Genomic DNA, 20,974 nt, shown 5'->3' with positions numbered 1-20,974 from the left:
CCCACCGCCCTTTCTGTAAATGGTTTATGGGTTATGTGTATTGCTACCCCATAACCCAATTATAAATTCTTTTGCCTTGCTATTATGTCCCCGTTGTACTGCTGCATCCGGTATTCCTTTTAGTCCTGCTGCCTGGCAACATTCCTAGCCCCTCGGCAACTGCGGTTATAAATTCATTGCGGTAATCGTAGAATTGACGGCGGCCACACATCACATCATAAATACTTTCATACGGCGTACAATGAACCACGCTTTTATATATTTGTTTCTGCATCTGCTCCCGTGCCGCTTCGCTATCTATGTTGTGGCATGAATTATTAAGGGCTTCATTTATCACGCTATATGCCATACGGTCAAATGCTGATGCGTTCCCGTTAAGCATCCGGCGTTTGCGTTTCTCGTTGCCCTGGATAATCTTTTTTACTGTGGCTTTAATATCATCATCAATTCTTTGCAATACTGCCCCCCCAATCCGCTATTCTTCGTATGTGGTCTTTTTATTCTCCGACCGTTCAACCTTAATACTTTCTTTCGCCATTTTAGAAACCTTTGCTTTTACGCCATGCCCCACATCAACGGTAATCCCTTTCATGTGCTTATCCTCGATTGCATCAACGGTTGCAATTAAAAGATTAACCACATCTTCCGCAACGGGCTTTTCTGCACCGCTGCCGAATAATTCATTTACTCTTTTCTTTGCCTTGTCCTTTCTCTCTTTTGCTTTGGCGTATGCTTGTGCTTGCTCACATTCGCACTCACACGTTACCGCTTCGTTAATCTGCCCTTGCTCCCACTCTTCCGGGACCTGTATTATTTTGGTCTGTCCACAAAAGGAACATGAACCCGTTTTATCTGCTTTTGCACTCATACTTTCATCCTCGCTTTCTTTCCTACTTCGTAGGCTTTCATAGCAACCGTTAATACTGCTGCCGACTGCTCCACGGTCAATTCATTGCCTTTTACCATTCCGCCCAATGTGGCGTTGATAATCTCCAATGTATCTTCCATGCTCTCAATCTTTTTATTTCCCGTCTGACCGCATGAAAGATTTATAATTGCTTGCTTTATTTCTCTCTTTTCCGGGTGTTCGTTTAAAATCTCGTTTATTATTCTCTCTTCTCTTCCTGGATTAAAATTCTTGCACCCTCTGCACTCTTCCCGGCTAAACATTCGTGACGGTAAATTGATACCGTCACACTTTCCGTTAATCCACGGTGCATTTACGCACGCTTTCTTTGGCATCCGTCCCGGTTCTGTGAGATATGACAATATTTCTTCCCCGGCTTCCTCTGCCCCATAGCACACCGCCGTTTTATAACCTTGTGCATTAAGCATTGCCATATACTCTTCCTGGGCTTTGGTTGCCTTATTCTTTCCAAACTTCAATTCGATATACAACCCGTGAAAGCCGTTATTTGCAACGGGTAGGCATATATCCGGCACGCCGCTTTTAAGTCCGGCCGCCTTTAATATTCCGCCATTGCTCCTTTTGCCCTCGTTTGGCACATGGTACATCAACGCCAATTCCGGCAATATGCTTTCTGTCCGCTTCGCCCAATTGAAAAGGGCTATTTGCTCCGTTGTTTCGCTTCTCTTCATGTTCTGCATACTCATGTTTCATATTCCGCCTTTTCTTTCCGGTATTTGCAGTAATGCCACACGCAATTTACCTTGTATTGATTTTCGTTGTATTTCTCGCTTGCACACGTTCCGTTGTCCCTGGAATAAATACACCTTTTGCAATAATCCGGGTGCGTGGGGAATAATATAATTTTCCCCATACCCGTTTAATCTTCCTCTAAGGCATATTCACGTTTACGGCGTTTGCAATCTTCCAACATCCGTTCCAAAATGCCCGTTTCCTCTTCGGAAAGATAGATATAATATTTTTCAAGCATTTTTACGGCGTGTAATTTCTTGGCATTTGCCTTTTCTTCCTCGGATGTGTCGGTATCTGACACATTTTGTTCCTTGGCTATGTCCTCGGCGGTCTTACGCTTCTTTTTCTTCTCCTCGGACATCTGTTTTATCTCTTCGCTCTTTATATCCGCCCCGGCTTCAACTGCTGCCGCAACCTCTTTTTGTGCATCCTCGGATAATCTGCTTGTTTCATAGGCACTTGTAATTTTCATATTGCCTTTTTCAAACTGCTCTTTTACCTCTTCCGTGGCATTGTTGTTAATTGCTTCCAACTGTGCAATCTTGGTTGGTTTTTCCCCCAGGACTGCCGCCACATAATCCCTAACCCTTTTTCCCTCTTCCAGAACTAACAATTTTTCCTTTCTCGCCTGGGTCAATACCTCTTTCCAATCTGCCGCCTGGTTCATCAAATCGTAATCGGTCATTTTTCGGTTAAAGGTATTGCCGATTAGCAAGGATAATCTAAATTGCGTTTCCGTCATGTCCTTAAAGCGGCACGGGATGTTCTGCGTAATCTCCGTGTGTCCCTCGTTCTGCAAAATAACAAGGGCTTCACGCCGTCTATGTCCACCGGAAAGAAGATACTCCCCATTTACCCGGCCAATGATTAACGGCTCTTGCAATCCGTCCATAAGAATTGATGTTGCCAATTCTTCCAAATCGTCCATGCTATAACGGTTGTGCTTCGTAACTTTGATTTCGTCCAGGTTAAGGGTTATTGCTTCGTAGTTGTCTACGCCCTCAACTGCTGCCCTGGTTGCTCCGTTCATAAGGTCCATAATATTAAAGCCCATGTTATCCCCTCTCTTTCTGCTCTGCTACCATGTGTGGTTTATTCATGTATTCCAGGATGAAATTTTTATATCCTTGTGCCGCTCCGCTTCTCACGCAATAGGCTATTGGCGTTTTGTGGTAAAATGTACTGTCTTTTACTTTCTTGGAATGGCGTATGATTGTATTAAATACGGGCAATCCGCTTTTTTCTCTCAACCATGTTTCCGCCGCTTCGCTTGTGTCTGATTTCTCATAGTCCGTAATAAGCACCCCGGCAATGTGGGCTTTGCGGTTCAACTGCCTAACATTGTTTACCTGGTCCACCAATTCTTCCAATCCGTCCAGGGAATAGCAATCTAAATTCACGGGTATAACAATTTCATCCGCTGCCACAAGGGCGTTTATTACATTCATGCCTAAATCCGGGGCGTTGTCTATGATGCAGTAATCATAATTTCCAAATGGCGGCGTATTTTTTAATTCTTCAAATGCCCGGCGGTATCTGTCATGTTGTGGCGTTTCCGTGTCCGCCTTAATCTCCAATTCCGCCAACTCCATAAAATAATTGCATGGTACAATGTCCAAATTCTCAATTTTCGTGTGTCTTATTGTGTTTCCCCGGAATGTGGCTCTTTTTAATACTGCTGCCGCCGGGGCTTCTGTGTCCCCCAGGTATTGATTAAATAAGCGGCTTGCGTTTCCTTGCTTGTCATTGTCGAACAAAAGGACTTTTCCCGGCTCAACTGCTCCACGCTTTGATTTAAACCCGGTTGCTAATAATTCCGCCATACTGACCGCCGTTGTGGTCTTGGCACATCCGCCCTTTAGGTTTAGTGTGCAAATAATTTTCATGCTTTGTTCCCTCGCTTTCTTTTTTGTGGCTTGCCTTTCGGCTTCTCGCCCTTTTTAACCATACGGGCGTATATGTAAAAGGCTGCGTTTACTCCGTTGTGCTTTACCTCTGCATCCAGGAACGTAAAGCCCGGATATGCCTTTTCCATTTCTGCTTGTAACACGCTACTATCAAAGGCCATTTTCTCCACCTTTGCTTTTCTGAATTTTGAGTAACTGCGTTTTGGTTCATCCGGTTTTTTCAAATTCTTGGACGGACACCAACGCTTTGTTCCGTGTGGGTTCTGTGTTATGTATGTAGCAAGTCCGGTTAATAAAAAATTCTCGTCCGGGCTTATGTTCCTGGTGTTTGGTCTATCGCACTTTCCCCACATTCTTTCTAACTCGTCACGGTCTATTCCGCCGGATATGAGTAAATGAAAATGTGGGCGTGTGTATTCCTCAAATGCGATTATGTAAATATACTTTGCATTTTCTAACCCTAACTTTTTACGCTTGCGGTTTATGCGGCGTATGAAATTAACCACATCTTTTTTTGCATCCTCGTAGGTTTCCGGCAATAACCCATTATTCCAACCAAACGTAGCCCATATATCCCCTTTTCCAAAATTGATATTGGCTAAACGGATTAAATACCGTCTTGCGTTCTTATCGTTGAGGTTTGATTGTGACGGGCTTGTTTCTCTCTTCTTTTCCGTCTTTGGCATATCTGCTTTGAATTTAAAGGACGGGTACACCATACTTTCAAGCAATGTTGTGTTGCTCTCTGTATTGGTGCTTTTGTATGTGGATGTTCTGTATAGGCAGTTTACCCACCCCTCTTTCATCCACCTTTCCATTTCTGCTTCCTCTAACTTCTTGCACTGCTCCTTGTATGCTTCCTCATAATCGTAATTGTCATAATATCTTTTACCCATTGCCCCACCTTTTCACTTATCTATCTAAAACCCACCTATCCAGGCAGATATAAAACATATATTTCTATAATGGTTGATATGTTAAGGCCCATTACAAGGACGGCTAAACCCGGTTGCACCGTCAAAAAAAATTAAAATCTACGGTCCCAATCTTCAAAAAGCCACGCCCACGCCTGGCGGACTTTCAAAAATCCTATGAACCATAAAGCAGCAAGCGTGAAAAATCCCGTTGCCGTAACTGCTGCAATTATGGTAATAATCCTTACGACCATGTAAAACCAACCTTTCCAATGCGGTTTCTTCCTATATATAGAAAAACCGCATTTACAAACACTATATATTGTGCTATACTCTCTTTGTTGAGTTCCAACCCCTATTGTTTTAGGTCCCCACCTTTGCAATAGGGGTTCGCTTTTTCTATGCTTCCGGTATTTCTTCAAACTCTGTTTCGTAAATATCCGGTGCATATCTCATTAAAAGGCTTTTTGCTTCCTCTTCTGTTATGGCGTGTCCTACTTTCTTGTTGTAGTCCTCTGTATGCGTCAAAAGCCAATTTCCTTTTTCACTTCTCCACAATTCACAATCGTATGTAGTTCCTACTTCTCTATTTCCGTAAATTGCCTTAACAAGTGGGCTATTGGTTTCATACCATTTCTTCACATTCGCTATTTTCTTCATTTTATCCGTATCGTACTTTAATCCCTGGATAACAAACTTCATTACTGCACCCCTCTTTCCGCCTTTTCCTCACATCTCCAATAATATTTATTGATAACCAACATTTCTTTGGATAAAAGCATGGATAACCCTAAAGGAACGGTTATAAATGCTATTGTTGCATCCCCCTCTAAAATCTTGATTGCTACGGCCGTGAAAATCAGCAACGCAACGCCGTTTAACTTCTGCATGGCAAAATACTTTTTTCTTTCCCGGCGTTCCCTGGCGGCTCTTCTGCGGCTTCTCTCCTGGTTCATGGCATCCGTGTAGCCTATCATATAGGCCCGGTCCAACATTGCTTTATATGGGCTATTCTGTTCGCTTATCTTCTGTACTGCTGCCGTCTGCATCATGTTGTGTTCCCTCGCTTTCTGTTTCTTCCGCTCTGCTTTTGTCCCCACATAATGGCAGAATTAGTAATTTGCTTAATATTGCGTTTTCTGCTTCTCTGTTTTCTCTGATTACCCTTAATTCTTCAATCCGGTTTTTGCTTAAATCATCTATAAGCCTATGTAATCCGTCCGCTGCACTCTCAACGCCGTTTTCTTTCTCCCAGGCTTCAAAAATTGATACCACCGCCCCGGTTATCTGCTCATATTCCGTTCTAAATCCCGTTTCCTCTTCCTCTGCATCCAGGGTATTAAGAAAATCCGGCTTTTTTCCGGTAATCATTGCTTGGATGTAATACCCCGGCACTTCCGCATTGACCGCATTTGTGATTAACTCCGCTTTGGCTGCTTCTTTTGTCATTACGTAATAATCCGGCTGCTTTACCGTTACCGGGCTATCTGATGTAAAATTGTCCATAAATCCCATTTATTTATCCTCGCTTTCTGCATCTTCAAAAAAGAAACTTCCTAATCTATTTTCATTTCCCAAATCATCCGTGAAAATAAAGTCCGAAACATCCCCGTAGCCATTTACCGCATGGATTTCATAAACCTTTCCAATCGTCACATCTTCCACCTGGCTAAAGTTTGGCGTTCCGTCAAAAAACTTTCTTATGTACTCGGTGTTTTTAATTCTTGCTTTGAACGGCATTGATAGTTTTCTTAATCCCGTAAAAGGGTGTTCGTCCAAATCCATATAATCTTTAAACTGTCCCATGTTGTGTTCCCTCGCTTTCTACTCTGCCATTTCTTCCATAATCTCTTTTATTTGGTTCATGGTGCTTTCCGCTTGGGCTATTGTCATGTTCTTATCGTCTATGTAATAATCCGCATAGATTTTTCTTGTATCATTGCCCCACCGCTTTATCTGCTCCGGTAATGGCTCATTCACGGCATCAAATACAATCCCTTGCAATCTGCACCACTCCACGGCATTTTCCAGGTCTGCCCCGGCTCTGCTTGTCCATAATATTATTTTGTGTCCCTGGGCTTTTACCGTTTTCGCAAAAGCAACCATTTTTTTATTGGGGGCTATGATTTCCGGGAAACGGGTAATAGCCAACGTGTTATCAAAATCAATTGCATATATTGCCATTATTCGCCCTCTCTTTCTGCTGCCAGGTTAAGGCTCATTTCATATTTCATAAGCATAGCGGCCGTCTGTACGGCTTCGCACGCAAGGTTAATTGCGTAATCTGCAATTTTAAGCGGTGTTATCTCTTCTTTCAGATAACGAGGCGTTTCTTTCCCTCTCACATCATCCCATAAGCACTTAAAGGATGCTTCTAACTCTTCAAGGGCTTCTTTGCTCTCTTCCAATTCCTCATAGGCAACCGCCACGCCCTCATGTTTTGATGTAAATAACGGGAATTGCTCATTTGCCCGGTTTAATTCTCTGTTGGCTGCTGCCGTGATTTCTTCTTTTAATTTCTGCATCATGTTGCGTTCCCTCGCTTTCTGTACTGCTGCACCCTAAACCATGTAAGGGGCTGCAAATTCATATACCGGCCTATCTGCTGCCGGGTTCATCTGCTCCGGTTTGGTATAAAGTTTTAATGTGATTGCCGGGTTTCCGTCTGCATCCGTTCCCCGTGGGTTGAAATTGTACTTAAATCCCAAATGGCTATTCATGGATGCACCTTTTAAGGTAAAGGCAAAATTACTTAATTCCCTTGCCCCAATCGTCACGCCCTGGGTGTTTAAATCTCTCCACCGCTTAAAGGTGCTTTTGATGTGTTCTAAAAAATCCGGCTCAATCTGATTGTTAATAGGCATCATTGTTTTTTCTTCCATGTGTTATTCCTCACTTTCTTTGTCCTTGCGTGATTTCTCCAGGCACGCCGCCTTTGGATTTTCTCGTACCTCTTCAATAACCTTTGGATTTTTGGCATATCCAAAACGGTAATTTCCAATTTTCCAATTTCTGCCACGTCTTATTCCTCACTTTTCAATATGATTTCCCGATATATAGTCAACTGCAAATCCGAAAAACTGTAATTTGGTGTTTCTTCCGGGTGTAACGGCTGCATTAGCCCCAATTCCTTATACCTTTTATGGGTTATGTCCACTTTTTCTTTTATCCGTGTGACCTCTTCCGCCATAAGTGCTTCATATTCTGCCATGTGTACCAAATTACCCAAATATCCGGCAAATAATTCCACTCTGCCTTTTGTAATCCGCACACGGTCCGGGCCGGACATAACGCCCACAATGTCCGCCAATGTCATACGCCGCACCTACCTTGTGGCTTCTACAATGGCGTTGTATAAATCCGGTGTTCTTTCTCCGGCTTCCAACCGCTCTTTTAATGGGGTAAGTAATGGATAAATGATTTTCCCCATATATCCGCCCGGTGCATATTTTGAAAGCATATCATTGACGGCGTTTTGTGCCGCTTCCCAATCTCTCAATATCTCTGGTGCTTCCCCAATCGTCATTCCGTCCAATTCCTCTTTAATGTGCTTTGCAAACATCTTTTCTGTTTCATCTGTCACGCACGCACTCGCTACAATTCCACTATCAAGAAGAAAATGTAACATCCCGGCGGCTAATGCGTCCGGCGTTATGGTTTCCTCTGCCGGAATTGCAGTTTTAGTTGTTTCTTCCTGGCTTGCTGCCGCCTGGGCTTCTGCTACCGTCAAAACGCTTTCCGCCGTTGGCTTCTCTTCCGGTTCATTCATCCCGGTAAAATTCTTGTTTTCTGCTTCCATGTTTTGTTCCTCGCTTTCTTCTGCTGCATAAATGCTTTTTGCTATCTCTTCCGCTATTGCGGTAAATACCGTTGTGGTTACTGCATTGCCAAATTGTTTATATGCCTGGCTATCTGAAACAACTTGTTTCCAATCGTCCATAGGGAACGCTTGTAAAATTCCGTATTCTTTAGGGGTCAACTTTCGCACCCTCAACCGCTTTGTATCAAATATTTTCACTTCCCTTTGCCCCCCCACCCGGATGTTGTAAGGGTTGGTGCTATTCCGTCCACGGAATACACCCGGCGGCATTGGTCTTGTCCTTTTATGTCAAGCATCCCCACCATTTGGCAACCCTGGTTATTGGTTCTTTCCATTGTCTTGTTCCTTTCGCTTTTCTATCACTAACGGCGGTTGTTTATAGTCTGATGAAAGAAGAGTTGGTGCAACTGCTACAAACGTGCCGCATCCGTTCTTTTGCGCTTGGATTATTCCGTTTTCAAACGGACATTCTCTATTGTCATTACTTTTATCCCCTCGCCCTTGTTGGTTGTAAGCGTTGGGGCTAATCCCTCGGCAAAGTATACGCTTCCGTTCATCCCATGACCGGACGGGTTTGTGTTCGCAACATTTATTATCTGTGGTTGTCTGCTGCCCCCCCCCCCGTGCTTTCCTCTTTTTTTTATCTTCCAGGATGATAACGCCGTGTAAATCCTGGGCGGTAAGTGTAAACATTGGCTCGTCCTCTGCCTTTGCCCTCGGTCCGTTCTGCCGCTTGTTGATACGGTCCGGCGTAATGCACGCATGGCACTTTCCCATTTTCTCTAATTTCTCCATTGCCTGGGCTATAATGGTTTGTGCTTTTTCATCCGGCAAGTAATATTTTTCCGGCACGTCTTTTTCCAGGTAATCCGATAATTTCGGTACAAATTCGTGTTGCTCTTTTGGAAATGTAAATGATAGGTTCTTTTTGTTCCTGGTCCCTACTACTGCGTAACGGTCCCGGTTCTGTGGCACGTTCCAATATTTGGAATTAAACATTTCAATATGTGCCGTGTACCCGTGGCGTTCATATTCCAGGCGTAACACTGGCAGATATGGGCGTAACCCTCGCACATTCTCCGCAATGATAACGGCCGGCATGGCGTGTTCTCTCTCTCTCTGTTTCTTCAAGTAATCGCATCATTTCAAAGAAACATCCGCTACGGCTCGCCGCCTTAAAATTGTTACTGCTACACTTGGGGCAAATGGTGTTGCCCGTGTACTCTTCCGGGTTTATCTCTATTTCCTCGCCGCAATCCTCGCATTTTAAAATCATGCCCCGTTGCTTTCCGGCAACGCTCAAATCCTGGCAAGGAAAGCCAAACGCCCACACATCCGCTTGTGGTATGTCTGCTTGGTGCAATTCCTTTATGTCTGCTTTCTGTACATGGTCCCCTACGTTTGCCCGGTAACTCTCCACGGCGTATTTATCAAAGTCCCATGCCCCGGCTATTTCATACCCGGCATTTTTAAATGCAATACCCATTCCGCCGCATCCACAAAAGAAGTCATTAACCTTTAATTTTCTTTTCATCTGCTGCCACCTACGCTTCCCGGAATAACGGTTTTGCTTCTACTGCAACCATTGCTGAATACTCCACCTTATAACCCGTTACCTTATCCCCTCTCATCTGCGGCACTACTGCCGTTTGATATTGAACCGTTGGCGTATGGAAAAATGATTTTACCTTTTCCACCTCTTCCAACTGCTTATTTATCTTTTCTTCCAATGTTTCCGGGTCTGTCCCTCGTAATATCCACACTTCCATGTTGAGTTCCTTTCTATACTGCTGCCGCCTGGCATTTATAAACTTCTCTGTGCTACTTCTGCCCGGTATGGTGTTCCCCCACGCTTCAATTCGTTATAAATCGTTGCTCTGTGAAATCCAACCGCCTTTGCAATATCTGTAACCTTTGCCCCGGTTCGCTCCATTGCTTCAATCTTCTGTCTGTCGGCGTATGTAATACGCTTATCTCCTTTTTTCACGTTTCCGCCCACCTTTCCTTAAAAATTGGCAAAATAAAAGTGCTACAAGAGTTTTTAATTCTCTTGTAGCACTCATATTTTCCACAATAAAAAATCAAGTGCGATAGAGCTATTAACCCTTGTCGCACTTGATTTTACAACTTAGCCAAATACAAACCACCATATCCGGTACCTGTCTTCCCACAGTTCAGAAAACCTGCTTCCCCCGGAGGTGGGAGACAATTACGAAAACGAGCTCATGGAATATAACCGGGCCTATCTTCCTGTGGATGAATGGGAAGAAACTACCCGTCTTATGAGCCTTGACAATGTAATAAAGGAGCTGGAACAAAACAAAGAATACATCCTTTACTCCCGAACCATCCAGAATGGTATCCTCAGGGATAAAAAGCTGCGCTACAGTTACTACAACCGTCAGCGGAAGATCATCCTTCTGACCCGCTCCGACATCACGGAAATCAGGGAGGAAAAACGCCAGAAGGAGCTTTTGCAGGATGCCCTCAACGCTGCCCAGGTGGCCAACCAGGCCAAAAGCACCTTTCTGTCCAGAATGAGCCATGATATCCGCACCCCCATGAACGCCATCATCGGGCTGACAGCCATCGCTGCCTCCTGCGCCGATGATCCGGACCGGGTGATAGATTGTCTAGGAAAAATCACCAGTTCCTCCAAGCTTCTTCTCTCACTGATTAATGAGGTTCTGGACATGTCAAAGATAGAAAGCGGGCGTATCGTCCTGTCTGAGGAGGACTTTCTTCTGGATTCCCTCTTTAAGGATGTTATCTCCATGATACAGCCAGACTTAAAGCGCAGAGGCCACACTCTCAATATCCATATAGAAACACTGGAACACGAGGCTGTGTGCGGTGATATGCAGCGGCTTCAGCAAATCATCAATAATCTTCTGTCCAATGCCATCAAATACACGCCCCACGGCGGGACCATTACGCTGGAGCTGTCAGAAACACGCAGTCCGCAGCAGGGTTACAGCACCTACCGGCTGGTATGTGAGGACAACGGGGTGGGAATATCGCCTGAATTCATAGAGCGCGTCTTTGAGCCTTTTGAAAGAGCTGAGGATGAACGAATCCGGAGTGTTCAGGGAACCGGCCTGGGTATGGCTATCACCCGCAACATAGCCAGGATGATGGACGGCGACATTTGGGTAGAGAGTACGCCCGGCCGTGGTTCCCGTTTTACAGTTACCTTTAACCTGAGACTGAGAAACCAGATTCTGCCAGATTCCTCGGTCCTTACCGAGCTCCCGGTCCTTGTGGCGGATGATGACAGAATCGTATGCGAGGAGACATGCCGGTGTCTGAACCAGATTGGCATGAACAGCTCCTTTGTGACATCCGGCAGGGAGGCTGTCTCCAGAGTGGTTTCCGCCCACCGTGACCTAAAAGGATTTTTTGCTGTCATCGTGGATTTGCGTATGCCTGACATGGACGGCATCGAGGTGACCAGACAAATCCGTGCCCAGGCAGGCTGTCACGTTCCCATTATCGTTATCTCAGCCTATGACACTGCTGAATACGAGGCCGCCGCAAAAGAAGCCGGAGCCAACGGATTCATTTCCAAGCCCCTGTTTCCCTCCAAGCTCATATGCATGCTGCGGCGCTTTGCCCTCCATGAGGAGGAAGAAACCGCTGCAGCCTCCCTTCCCGGGCTTCCCAACGCTGATTTTTCCCGCAAGCGGATTCTGCTGGCGGAAGACAATCCCCTGAACCAGGAAATAGCCATGGCTTTCCTGCAGAACACCGGGGCCCATGTAGAGACAGCCATGGATGGCCGGGAGGCAGTTGAAATGTTCGCGGCCTCCTTTACAGGATACTATGACCTTATCTTCATGGATATACAGATGCCCCACATGGACGGTTACCAGGCCACCCGGAGGATTCGTGCCATGGAACGTTCGGACGCAGCCTCCATCCCCATCGTGGCTATGACTGCAAATGCGTTTACCGAAGACATTAAGCTGGCTCTGGAAGCCGGTATGAACCAGCATATGGCAAAGCCCATTGATATCCGACAGCTGGAGACCATCATGTTTCGCTGGCTGGGCTGAGAGCTCACACAAAGGCAGAGAGGCTGTACCCGCAAAGTCCGGCAGCCTCTCTGTTTTTTCGTATCCAGCTTATTTTCATATCTGGCTCTTATAATGTTATTTTCTGAATATATCCACATCCACGTTGCCTGTGGAATAGATCCCGGTCCGTTTCTCAGCACTCCTGAAGCCGGCTGCCATGGCAGCCTCTGTTATTTCATTCTTCTTCACTCCAAGGTTATATCCCTGCATATTATACGGAAGCCAGCCCAGCATCATGTCCCATGGTCCGGAGCCATCCCGCTCGATTCCCTCTGAATAGCAAAGCAGCACGCCGCCCGGATTCATGGCCTTGTAAAGTTTCTTCATCAGGCCGGCCATCTCCTGTTCAACAAAGCTTAAGGTGGCAATGGCCAAAACCAGGTCATAGCCACTTCCTATATCATCCGTCAGATAATCTCCTGTCATAGGTACCGCTCTCTCTTCCAGGCCTGACAGACGGATGGACTCCCGGATTGCCGGTTCCATAGCTGGCCGGTCATAGAGGATACCGTACACATCCTCCCGTTCTCCAATCACGCCAAGGCCCAGCAGTCCCGTTGCACAGCCTAAATCCAAAATCTTCCGGATTTCCGGATATTCCGGAAGTTCCTTTACCATTTTCTGTATCTCGGTCTGGCGGAAGCCCAGTTGGGAATCCCGCATGTTCTGTACGTACTGCTCAAAGGCCAGCTTCCCCTCCGGTTGGCTGTCTCCGCCGGGCCCCTCTTCAACCAGCCTCTTAATATCCCTGCATCCCATACAATCCTCTGCGCAGTGAAAAGCCAGATGTCCTCCGATGTATTCCGGTCTGCCTTTTACAAGATAACGGTCCGTTTCCCTGCAGTTGCAGTACATTCCATCCCTTTTCCAAATAAATCCAAGACAGTAAAGGGCGTCCAGGAAATACCGCGTGTTATCTTCATTCCACCCTCTCTCCTCTGAAAGCTCCCTGACGCTCTTACGCTGGGTAAGGTCCGAAAAAACGTCCAGCTCTACCGCCGCGTTCAATACTCCCACATACAGCGGGAGATAGGGAAGCCTGATAAGCCTCCGCAAAATCCCTTCTGATGAAAATGAATCCATAGGCATTGATTTCCCCTCCAATCCCCCATATACAGTTTATGCTGATTCCCTCCTCCATAATAGTATATGTCTGTATCTTCGGATTGTCCTACTGGCCTGACGGTATATAGGCTCCCAGCACATCCCTGGATTTTCTGACCACCAGGCCGCTTCCTCCGGCATTCTTCACATCTTCCACCATGCTGACCATAAGAACCGGCTTCTGTATGTCCTTATCCGCCGTGTAAACGGCAAACCATCCCAGTTCCGTGCCGCTTGTATCTTCCTTGGATGCTTTTATCTCAGCCGTTCCTGTCTTTCCTGCCAGAGTAATGTCTGAACGCATGGCTGCATGTCCTGTGCCGTGTTCCGAACTGATTACAGCCTTCATTGCGTCCTCCACGGTCTCTGCTGTTTCCTGTGTACAGGCGTCCTCAATCCAGATCTCCGGCACCGGTGTATCCTTGTATATAAGATAGGGTTTCAGAACCTTTCCCTGGTTGGGGAACATGGTATAAAGGGATGCCAGATGGATGGGATTCACCAGCACCTGGCCCTGACCGTATCCGCTGTCCGCCAGCTGGATTTCCGTTTCAATCCGGTCAGCATTGGAGTACTGGGATTCAGCCACCGAGATTTCAAAGGGAAGCTTCTGGTTAAAGCCCAGCCGGTCCAGTCCTGCCATGAAATCATCATATCCGATTTTCAGGGCTGCTTTAGCAAAATATATGTTATCCGAGTAGATATAGGCATTTTTAAGGTTGACCGGACTGTAACCGTGAAGGGTGGTAACGTGATAGCCGCCCCAGCCGGCATCCTTCTGCCAGCTTAGTCCTGCTGCGTCCTCCCCAAAATTCTCATCCGGCGTAAGGACGCCTGCTGTAAGGCCGATAACGCCTGTGATGGGCTTAAAGGAGGAGCCTGGGGCAAAGCGCTGCCTGAAACGGTTTAACATAGGCTTTCTCTCATCCTCATTCAGTCCGGTCCAGGTTTCCTCCGACATGCCCAGGATAAAGTCATTGTTATCATAGCTGGGCGTGTTCACCAGAGCAAGAACCTCTCCTGTGTAGGGATTCATGGCCACGGTGCAGCTTTTACTGTCCCGGAATGCATCATACACCAACTCCTGCAGGCTGCTGTCTATGGTGAGGGTGATATCCTGACCGTCAATTCTGGGAATGGCTGCCAAAACCTGCTTTTCTTCTCCCTGGGATGTAACAATGGATATAATGCGGCCATTCTGTCCCTTTAGCTCCTTCTCAAACAGACCTTCCATGCCGCTCCTGCCGATGACGCTGTCCGACAGGTATCCTTCTCCCTTGTGCTCCTCAAGATCCTCTGCCGTTACATTCTGTACATAACCCACCAGATGGGCAGCCTTTTCGCCCAGGGGATAATATCTGACAGGCGTATCTGTGATCATGACGCCCGGAATGGTCAGAAGTTCGTCCTGAAGCGCCCTGTTCTGTACATTCTCATCCTCAGGGAGAGCGGATTGGAGATTGAGCTCATCCACCTTCTTTAATGTTTTAATGGGAACAAGGGAATCATCCTTCACCCAGTTAGCCGACAGCTTTTTGCGGATACTGTCAGCGGAAACACCTAAAAGCTCTGAAAGCATGTTTATTTCGTCCTCTGAATAATTGTCTGCCTCACGGCTCATCTTTCCCGGCACAAGTCCCACCATGGACGCGCTTCCCTTTCCGGCCAGCATAATACCGTTTCGGTCCAGGACGCTTCCCCTTACGGCCTTATCCGTGGTGACCCTTACCTTATCGTTCCAGCTCAGGTTGGGAAATATGACGCGGTCGTTCCAGATCAATCTGTATTCTTCGTCTTTTGCTTCCTTCCTTTTCTTTCCTGCCTTTTCACTGTCATGGCTGTCTGTCCCGGCAGCCCCTGAGGATGCCTCCAGCTTAAAATCCGCCTGGTTGAAAAAATGGATGGTGCCTGCCAGGCTCTCCATGCTGGTCTCATAGCTGACCGTCTGAATACCCTGGTCCTCCTTTTCCTCCACTCCGGTAATATCCACCCGGATGGAGGAGGCGCCGATGCCCTCATATATCTTCTTATTCCTGGTGATAAAATCCTCCTGGCTGATGTCCATTCGGCTCCCGGAATCCAGCATCCGGTACATGGCTTCGTAATTCCCCTCGGTCAGATATCCTGTATACTCCATGAACCGTTCATCCGGCGCAGCCTGCCTTACACCCGCCTGTCCCTTTGCAAACCATAAAAATGCCATGCCCGCAGCAGCGGCCATAAGACACACCAAAACCAGGGGAATGATAATAACCGCCCTTGATCTTCTCCGTCTCCTTCTGCTTCTCATTTTATGTTCCTCTCTTAAATATCCATCATGATAACGGCCCAGACATACTGCCGCTGAATCCATCTATAAATTATTGCACATGAAGCAGGCAAAATCAATAGCACAACCGGATAATTAAGAAAAAAGGAAGAAGATTCTGCAAACAGTCTCCTCCTTTTTATCCGGTCACATCTGTACCGGCAGTACAAACTCCTGGTTCCATCCGTAGGTGGGCCTTTGAAGCTGCAGACGGATTACAGATTCCCCCTCCTCATATAATGCCTTGAACCCGGCCAGCTCACCTGCGTTATATTTATCTGCCCCCGCCATATCCGCCAGTGCGTATACGGTTTTTATGGGATCACCGGAGCTGCCCTCCTGGCCTTCCTCCGGCTGTACTGCATTTACGTAGTACAAATTCTTATCCGCATCCCTCATCTCTGCCCTGGCATTGATGTAGACCATATGCCTGGTAAGAGGGTCTCCGTTGTCATCCGTACCATATTCATAAAGCTCATCCATGGGACTGATGCCGGTCAGATATATCCTGCAGTCCCTGAATTCCACCACCATATCCAAAGGCTGCCGCTCTCCGGGAATGGGAATTTCCAGCACACTTCCCTGTTCCGGCGATATGACAACAGGTTTCTCTGCATGCAGGGATGCTTCCGTAACCACAGTACCCTCCGGTCTCCTGTAAAGTGTCTCCTGGATGCTTCTGGGCTGTATGCCGGACAGCTGGTCCAGGGATGTGGTCAGCTGTTCCCCCAGCACAGGGACCAGTTCGGCAGTCCTTCCGTCTGACAGTGTAGCCATCAGTTTTCCGCGGCTGAACCCAATCCTATATCCATCTTCTGAGTAGGTATAGGTGGTAAGCCTGAGTCCGTCCTCCTCCACGATTCCCTCTGCCATCCCATAAAATCCTTCATGGTTCACCATTCCCTTTATATCCTCCAGTGAATCATAGGCAGGCGCTTTTTTAAAGACGATTTTTATGGGGTCTTTAAAGCCGTTCAGCCAGAGTTCATAGACCCCCTCCGGTTCATCCAGTGTAAACCTGTCCTTACCTATGGTATTCTCTGACACTTGGGATATATAGAAGCCGCCTTTTCCATTGTCTTTGTAAGATGTGCTGTTCCTCTGCCGGGTAAAACCCAGTCCGTCTATACCCTTTCCTTTAATCCGGTCAAAGGTAACGGCCCTTGCGCCCTGCGCCTTCTGCTCTTTCTTCTCCGCCCGGATTCTGTCCTGAAACGCACTGCGGCCGTAAATGTTCTTTTCGCTGTCAATACAGAAATAACTGTCATCCCATTGTACGCTAATTCCCTGATCCTGTTTTTTCCGGTTTTCCTCCTCCTGTTTCAGAATCTCCTTTACCTTCTCATCCGGTATCAGTGTCACGGTATCATCCTTAAATTTCACCCTGACGCTGATTACATTGTCCTGAAACACCGCAGAAAGAAGCCTGGCGCTGACTCCTTTCTCATCTGTTTTCATCTGGCTTGCGTCCATGTCCAATACATACAGGACTGGTTCTCCCTTTTTGCATATGCCGTATCCAGGAACCATCTGCCACTGGTCCGCTGTCATCAAACCGTCCTCCCCCTGCTGCTCCGCGGCTGTCTCCTGTCCGGCTTCCATATCCGGTGTATCCGGTACAACTTCCTGCCCCCGGGGTGTCCCTGTGTCCTGGGCGTTTTCTCCTTTTGCGGCATGATTCTCCTGGTCTGTCTGTCCTGCGCCGTCCTGTTCCCGGACAGCCGCGATGTTCTCTTTCTGTCCCCCGGTCCCGCTGTCCGCTGATTGGCAGGCCGCCAGGCTTACAGCCATGAACACAAGACATGCCGCAAATCCCGGAGCTGTCATTCTGTGAATTCGTATTTTGCAGATTCTTTTTCTGTGAGTTAATATTTCATGGATTTTTTTCATATTAATCCTCCTCGTTTAGAACGCTGCGCCACGTCAGAAAACGTCCGGCATAATTCCTATCCTAATTCTACCATATCCCCATTTTCCAGTGCTGAACTTTTCTTTAATAATCCTTACAATTACGCCGACCGCTTTGTTATGCTAAAATTTTAACGCCCTATATGTCTTGTCACATGTAAATATATGTGTTATACTGTTGCGGACGTAAACAAAAAGCCAATTTAAAAAGGCCGGCGCTGCAATACCGGCAGAACAGGGGAAATTATGACTAAGCAGGAAGAAATAAAACAGTTAAAAGCAGAGCAGGATGCCGTCATCCTGGCCCATTATTATGTGGATCCCCAGGTACAGGAACTGGCGGATTACATAGGAGATTCTTTCTATTTGAGCAAGGTGGCGGCCGGTCTTGAAAACAGAACGCTTGTGTTCTGCGGAGTCTCCTTTATGGGCGAAAGCGGAAAGCTCCTGAGTCCCGACAAGGTGGTCCTGATGCCCGACGCCCAGGCAGACTGCCCCATGGCCCACATGGTAACCAAGGAGGAAGTGGAGCAATACAGAAAAGAATATCCCGGCCTTGCAGTGGTCTGTTACATCAATTCCACAGCCGAAATCAAGTCCTGGTCCGATGTGTGCGTCACATCTGCCAATGCGGTACAGATTGTAAGGAACCTGCCAAACCAGGACATCCTTTTCATACCGGATAAGAATCTGGGCCGGTACGTGGCCAGCCAGGTACCTGAAAAGCATGTGATGCTGGTAAAAGGCTGCTGCCCTGTCCACGACCAAATGTCCCCCAAGGAGGTATCCGGCTTAAAGAAAATACATCCAAATGCCCTGGTACTGGCCCACCCGGAATGCAATGCCCAGGTGCTTGAGCTGGCTGATTATATCGGTTCCACCACCGGGATTCTCAAATATGCTGCCGGCAGCACCTCCCGGGAATTCATTATCTGCACAGAAATTGGCGTGCGTCATGAGCTGGAACAGCAGAATCCGGACAAACAGTTTTATTTTCCTGATACAGAACCAATCTGCCGGGATATGAAAAAGATAACCCTGGACAAAATCATCCATGTCCTGCGCACAGGGCAAAACCAGGCATTTGTCCCCGAAGCCTATGTCCCGTCAGCCGGCAGGGCGCTGGAGCAGATGCTTAAGCTTGCACGGTAGCTGCCGGGATGCAGATTTCAGGCAGCCGATTCCAGGTAGCCGATTCCAAAAGGAGGCATAGGAAATGACAAAACATATATACTGTGATGTGGTGATTGCAGGCTGCGGGGTGGCAGGATTATACACTGCCCTGAACCTGCCGGAGGACCTGCATGTCCTGATGATATGCAAGGAGGATATGGATACCTGTGATTCCATGCTGGCTCAGGGAGGCATCTGTGTGCTCCGGGGAGAGGATGACTATGAGCCGTACTTTGAGGACACCATGAGAGCTGGCCATTACGAAAACCGGAAGGAAAGCGTGGATTTGATGATACGCACCAGCCCCGGTATCATCCGGCATCTGTTAGAGCTTGGGGTAGGGTTTGACAAGAACCCGGATGGTAGTTTAAAATATACAAAGGAAGGCGCCCATTCCAGGCCCAGAATCTGTTTTCATGAGGATATCACCGGTAAGGCCATCACCACGGTACTCCAGGAACGGACAGCCGCGCTCCCCAATGTGGATATCATGGAATATACCGTTATGACAGATATTCTGACCGCAAACGGAGCCTGTGCCGGCATCCAGGCCAGGACAAGGGACAACAGCTCCCTCTTCATCCATGCCCGTGACACGGTCATGGCCACCGGAGGCATTGGAGGGCTCTATCAGCATTCCACTAATTTTCCCTGTCTCACAGGCGACGCACTGACCGTTGCCCAAAAGCATGGCGTAAAGCTGGAACACCTGGATTACGTCCAGATTCATCCCACCAGCCTTTACACGGAAAAGCCCGGCAGGTCCTTTCTCATCTCGGAATCAGCCCGCGGCGAAGGGGCTGTGCTCTTAAACGGCAAAGGCGAACGCTTTGTCAATGAGCTGCTGCCCAGGGACGCGGTATCCCAGTCCATTGAAGCAGAGATGAAAAAAGAGGGAAGCTGCCATGTATGGCTGTCATTTGCGCCCATACCCCAAAAAACCATACTGGAACATTTTCCCCACATATATGAAACATGTCTTGAGGAGGGTTATGACATCACAAAAGAGCCTATCCCGGTGGTGCCTGCCCAGCATTATTTTATGGGAGGCGTGTGGGTGGACCTGGATTCCAGAACCTCCATGGAGCATCTGTACGCAGTGGGTGAAACCAGCTGCAACGGGGTTCACGGAAAGAACCGCCTGGCCAGCAACAGCCTGTTGGAAAGCCTGGTGTTTGCCGGAAAAGCCGCAAAAAGAATAGAGAACAGCCAGAAAGGGAGAATACATTATGAATCCAATTACCATGCAGCTTATTGCTGACAAATACATACGTCTTGCCCTGGAGGAGGATATCAGCAGCGAGGACGTATCCACCAACGCAGTCATGCCTGAGTATAAAAAGGGTCAGGTACAGCTTATCTGCAAGGAAGACGGCATCATTGCCGGGTTACAGATTTTTAAGCGCGTATTTACGCTTCTGGATCCTGAAACCAAGGTGGTATTTGATGTCAGGGACGGAGAACAAGTAAAAAAGGGCCAGCATCTGGCCACGGTCACAGGAGATGTGCGCGTCCTTTTATCCGGCGAACGGACCGCGTTAAATTATCTGCAGCGTTTAAGCGGCATTGCCACTTATACCCATACGGTTGCAGGGATGCTTGAAGGGACCCGGACAAAGCTTCTGGACACCCGGAAAACCACTCCCTGCATGCGTGTTTTTGAAAAATATGCTGTCCGGATTGGCGGCGGACAGAATCACCGCTATAACCTGTCTGACGGCGTTCTCTTAAAGGATAACCACATTGACGCAGCCGGAGGCGTCAGGGAGGCGGTTGCCGCTGCAAAGGCATACGCTCCCTTTGTCCGTAAGATTGAGGTAGAGACAGAGAACCTTGACATGGTAAAGGACGCAGTGGATGCAGGCGCCGACATTATCATGCTGGATAACATGACTCCGGAACAGATGGCTGAAGCCATACGCTTAATTGACGGCCGGGCCAAAACCGAGTGCTCCGGCAACATGACAAAAGAAAATATCCGGACCGTCACGGAGCTGGGCGTGGATTATGTATCCAGCGGCGCACTGACCCACTCTGCCCCGATTCTGGATATCAGTTTGAAGCACTTGAAGGTGCTGACGGATTAAATCGTAACTATGTTTTG

At 47.5% G+C, this 20,974-nt stretch carries 26 protein-coding genes; 4 read left to right on the top strand and 22 right to left on the bottom strand.

Features of this window, described 5'->3' with window-relative positions; all coding sequences use genetic code 11:
- Window positions 1-82 precede the first annotated feature (82 nt).
- The 19 genes from CGC65_RS14550 to CGC65_RS14460 all read right to left on the bottom strand — a co-directional run bounded on the left by CGC65_RS14550 (window position 83) and on the right by CGC65_RS14460 (window position 10,288).
- The gene (locus tag CGC65_RS14550) at window positions 83-457 is read right to left on the bottom strand and encodes a hypothetical protein (RefSeq protein ID WP_007037249.1); all 375 of its coding nucleotides are present in this window, start codon (window positions 455-457) and stop codon (window positions 83-85) included.
- Between the two features lie 18 nt (window positions 458-475).
- A complete protein-coding gene (locus tag CGC65_RS14545) occupies window positions 476-868 on the bottom strand; it encodes a hypothetical protein (protein ID WP_007037250.1) in 393 nt (130 codons plus the stop codon).
- Window positions 865-1,614, bottom strand: a complete 750-nt coding sequence (locus CGC65_RS14540; protein WP_007037251.1) for a VRR-NUC domain-containing protein — start codon at window positions 1,612-1,614, stop codon at window positions 865-867. The genes CGC65_RS14545 and CGC65_RS14540 overlap by 4 nt, the downstream gene beginning before the upstream one ends.
- Window positions 1,615-1,787: 173 nt before the next feature.
- A complete protein-coding gene (locus CGC65_RS14535; protein ID WP_007037253.1) occupies window positions 1,788-2,714 on the bottom strand; it encodes a ParB/RepB/Spo0J family partition protein in 927 nt (308 codons plus the stop codon).
- A 1-nt stretch (window position 2,715) separates the two neighbouring features.
- The gene (locus CGC65_RS14530; RefSeq protein WP_007037254.1) at window positions 2,716-3,546 is read right to left on the bottom strand and encodes a ParA family protein; all 831 of its coding nucleotides are present in this window, start codon (window positions 3,544-3,546) and stop codon (window positions 2,716-2,718) included.
- On the bottom strand, window positions 3,543-4,463 hold the full coding sequence (locus tag CGC65_RS14525) for a hypothetical protein (protein ID WP_007037255.1): 921 nt from the start codon (window positions 4,461-4,463) through the stop codon (window positions 3,543-3,545). The genes CGC65_RS14530 and CGC65_RS14525 overlap by 4 nt, the downstream gene beginning before the upstream one ends.
- A gap of 417 nt (window positions 4,464-4,880) precedes the next feature.
- Window positions 4,881-5,183: a hypothetical protein gene (locus tag CGC65_RS14520; protein WP_007037258.1), complete on the bottom strand. Its 303-nt coding sequence runs from the start codon at window positions 5,181-5,183 to the stop codon at window positions 4,881-4,883.
- Complete coding sequence (locus tag CGC65_RS14515; RefSeq protein ID WP_235622231.1) at window positions 5,183-5,533, bottom strand: hypothetical protein; 351 nt, start codon at window positions 5,531-5,533, stop codon at window positions 5,183-5,185. The genes CGC65_RS14520 and CGC65_RS14515 overlap by 1 nt, the downstream gene beginning before the upstream one ends.
- On the bottom strand, window positions 5,490-5,996 hold the full coding sequence (locus tag CGC65_RS14510) for a hypothetical protein (RefSeq protein WP_007037260.1): 507 nt from the start codon (window positions 5,994-5,996) through the stop codon (window positions 5,490-5,492). Before CGC65_RS14510 ends, CGC65_RS14515 begins: the two co-directional genes overlap by 44 nt.
- Window positions 5,997-6,287 (bottom strand): hypothetical protein, encoded by a 291-nt coding sequence (locus tag CGC65_RS14505; RefSeq protein ID WP_007037261.1) that lies wholly within the window; start codon window positions 6,285-6,287, stop codon window positions 5,997-5,999. It abuts the gene before it with no gap.
- A gap of 18 nt (window positions 6,288-6,305) precedes the next feature.
- On the bottom strand, window positions 6,306-6,665 hold the full coding sequence (locus CGC65_RS14500) for a hypothetical protein (RefSeq protein ID WP_007037262.1): 360 nt from the start codon (window positions 6,663-6,665) through the stop codon (window positions 6,306-6,308).
- Window positions 6,665-7,009: a hypothetical protein gene (locus CGC65_RS14495; protein WP_007037263.1), complete on the bottom strand. Its 345-nt coding sequence runs from the start codon at window positions 7,007-7,009 to the stop codon at window positions 6,665-6,667. The genes CGC65_RS14500 and CGC65_RS14495 overlap by 1 nt, the downstream gene beginning before the upstream one ends.
- 33 nt (window positions 7,010-7,042) lie before the next feature.
- Window positions 7,043-7,363 carry a hypothetical protein gene (locus tag CGC65_RS14490; protein WP_007037264.1) on the bottom strand — a complete coding sequence of 107 codons (321 nt, stop codon included), beginning with the start codon at window positions 7,361-7,363 and terminating at the stop codon, window positions 7,043-7,045.
- A gap of 140 nt (window positions 7,364-7,503) precedes the next feature.
- The gene (locus CGC65_RS14485) at window positions 7,504-7,797 is read right to left on the bottom strand and encodes a hypothetical protein (RefSeq protein ID WP_007037266.1); all 294 of its coding nucleotides are present in this window, start codon (window positions 7,795-7,797) and stop codon (window positions 7,504-7,506) included.
- 9 nt (window positions 7,798-7,806) lie between these two features.
- Window positions 7,807-8,499, bottom strand: coding sequence for a DNA cytosine methyltransferase (locus CGC65_RS14480; protein WP_235622232.1), 693 nt, complete (start codon window positions 8,497-8,499; stop codon window positions 7,807-7,809).
- Window positions 8,500-8,619: 120 nt separating this feature from the next.
- Entirely contained in the window at window positions 8,620-9,402 is a 783-nt protein-coding gene (locus tag CGC65_RS32725) for a DNA cytosine methyltransferase (RefSeq protein ID WP_148552220.1), read from the bottom strand.
- Entirely contained in the window at window positions 9,329-9,835 is a 507-nt protein-coding gene (locus tag CGC65_RS31830; RefSeq protein WP_007037270.1) for a DNA cytosine methyltransferase, read from the bottom strand. The genes CGC65_RS32725 and CGC65_RS31830 overlap by 74 nt, the downstream gene beginning before the upstream one ends.
- A gap of 10 nt (window positions 9,836-9,845) precedes the next feature.
- The gene (locus CGC65_RS14465; RefSeq protein ID WP_007037271.1) at window positions 9,846-10,070 is read right to left on the bottom strand and encodes a hypothetical protein; all 225 of its coding nucleotides are present in this window, start codon (window positions 10,068-10,070) and stop codon (window positions 9,846-9,848) included.
- Window positions 10,071-10,105: 35 nt separating this feature from the next.
- Window positions 10,106-10,288, bottom strand: a complete 183-nt coding sequence (locus CGC65_RS14460) for a helix-turn-helix domain-containing protein (RefSeq protein ID WP_021938450.1) — start codon at window positions 10,286-10,288, stop codon at window positions 10,106-10,108.
- Window positions 10,289-10,526: 238 nt separating this feature from the next.
- Here CGC65_RS14460 and CGC65_RS14455 point away from each other — a divergent pair, with 238 nt between their 5' ends.
- Window positions 10,527-12,356, top strand: a complete 1,830-nt coding sequence (locus CGC65_RS14455; RefSeq protein ID WP_235622233.1) for a hybrid sensor histidine kinase/response regulator — start codon at window positions 10,527-10,529, stop codon at window positions 12,354-12,356.
- Between the two features lie 96 nt (window positions 12,357-12,452).
- Here the strand turns inward: CGC65_RS14455 and CGC65_RS14450 are convergent, their stop codons facing one another.
- The 3 genes from CGC65_RS14450 to CGC65_RS14440 form a co-directional block, all read right to left on the bottom strand.
- Window positions 12,453-13,466, bottom strand: a complete 1,014-nt coding sequence (locus CGC65_RS14450) for a class I SAM-dependent methyltransferase (RefSeq protein WP_002573626.1) — start codon at window positions 13,464-13,466, stop codon at window positions 12,453-12,455.
- An 82-nt stretch (window positions 13,467-13,548) separates the two neighbouring features.
- Window positions 13,549-15,771, bottom strand: a complete 2,223-nt coding sequence (locus tag CGC65_RS14445) for a penicillin-binding transpeptidase domain-containing protein (RefSeq protein ID WP_002567595.1) — start codon at window positions 15,769-15,771, stop codon at window positions 13,549-13,551.
- 165 nt (window positions 15,772-15,936) lie between these two features.
- Window positions 15,937-17,679, bottom strand: a complete 1,743-nt coding sequence (locus CGC65_RS14440; protein ID WP_002567594.1) for a hypothetical protein — start codon at window positions 17,677-17,679, stop codon at window positions 15,937-15,939.
- A 264-nt stretch (window positions 17,680-17,943) separates the two neighbouring features.
- On the opposite strand from CGC65_RS14440, the gene nadA reads away from it, so the two are divergent.
- The 3 genes from nadA to nadC all read left to right on the top strand — a co-directional run bounded on the left by nadA (window position 17,944) and on the right by nadC (window position 20,957).
- Window positions 17,944-18,849 (top strand): quinolinate synthase NadA, encoded by a 906-nt coding sequence (nadA, locus tag CGC65_RS14435; RefSeq protein WP_002567593.1) that lies wholly within the window; start codon window positions 17,944-17,946, stop codon window positions 18,847-18,849.
- 64 nt (window positions 18,850-18,913) lie between these two features.
- Window positions 18,914-20,131: an L-aspartate oxidase gene (locus tag CGC65_RS14430; RefSeq protein ID WP_002567592.1), complete on the top strand. Its 1,218-nt coding sequence runs from the start codon at window positions 18,914-18,916 to the stop codon at window positions 20,129-20,131.
- Window positions 20,100-20,957, top strand: a complete 858-nt coding sequence (nadC, locus tag CGC65_RS14425) for a carboxylating nicotinate-nucleotide diphosphorylase (protein WP_002567591.1) — start codon at window positions 20,100-20,102, stop codon at window positions 20,955-20,957. The genes CGC65_RS14430 and nadC overlap by 32 nt, the downstream gene beginning before the upstream one ends.
- The last annotated feature ends 17 nt before the right edge of the window (window positions 20,958-20,974 follow it).

Origin of the sequence: Enterocloster bolteae (assembly GCF_002234575.2) — a bacterium.
GTDB lineage: Bacteria > Bacillota > Clostridia > Lachnospirales > Lachnospiraceae > Enterocloster > Enterocloster bolteae.
This window is presented reverse-complemented; position numbering and strand designations above follow the sequence as displayed.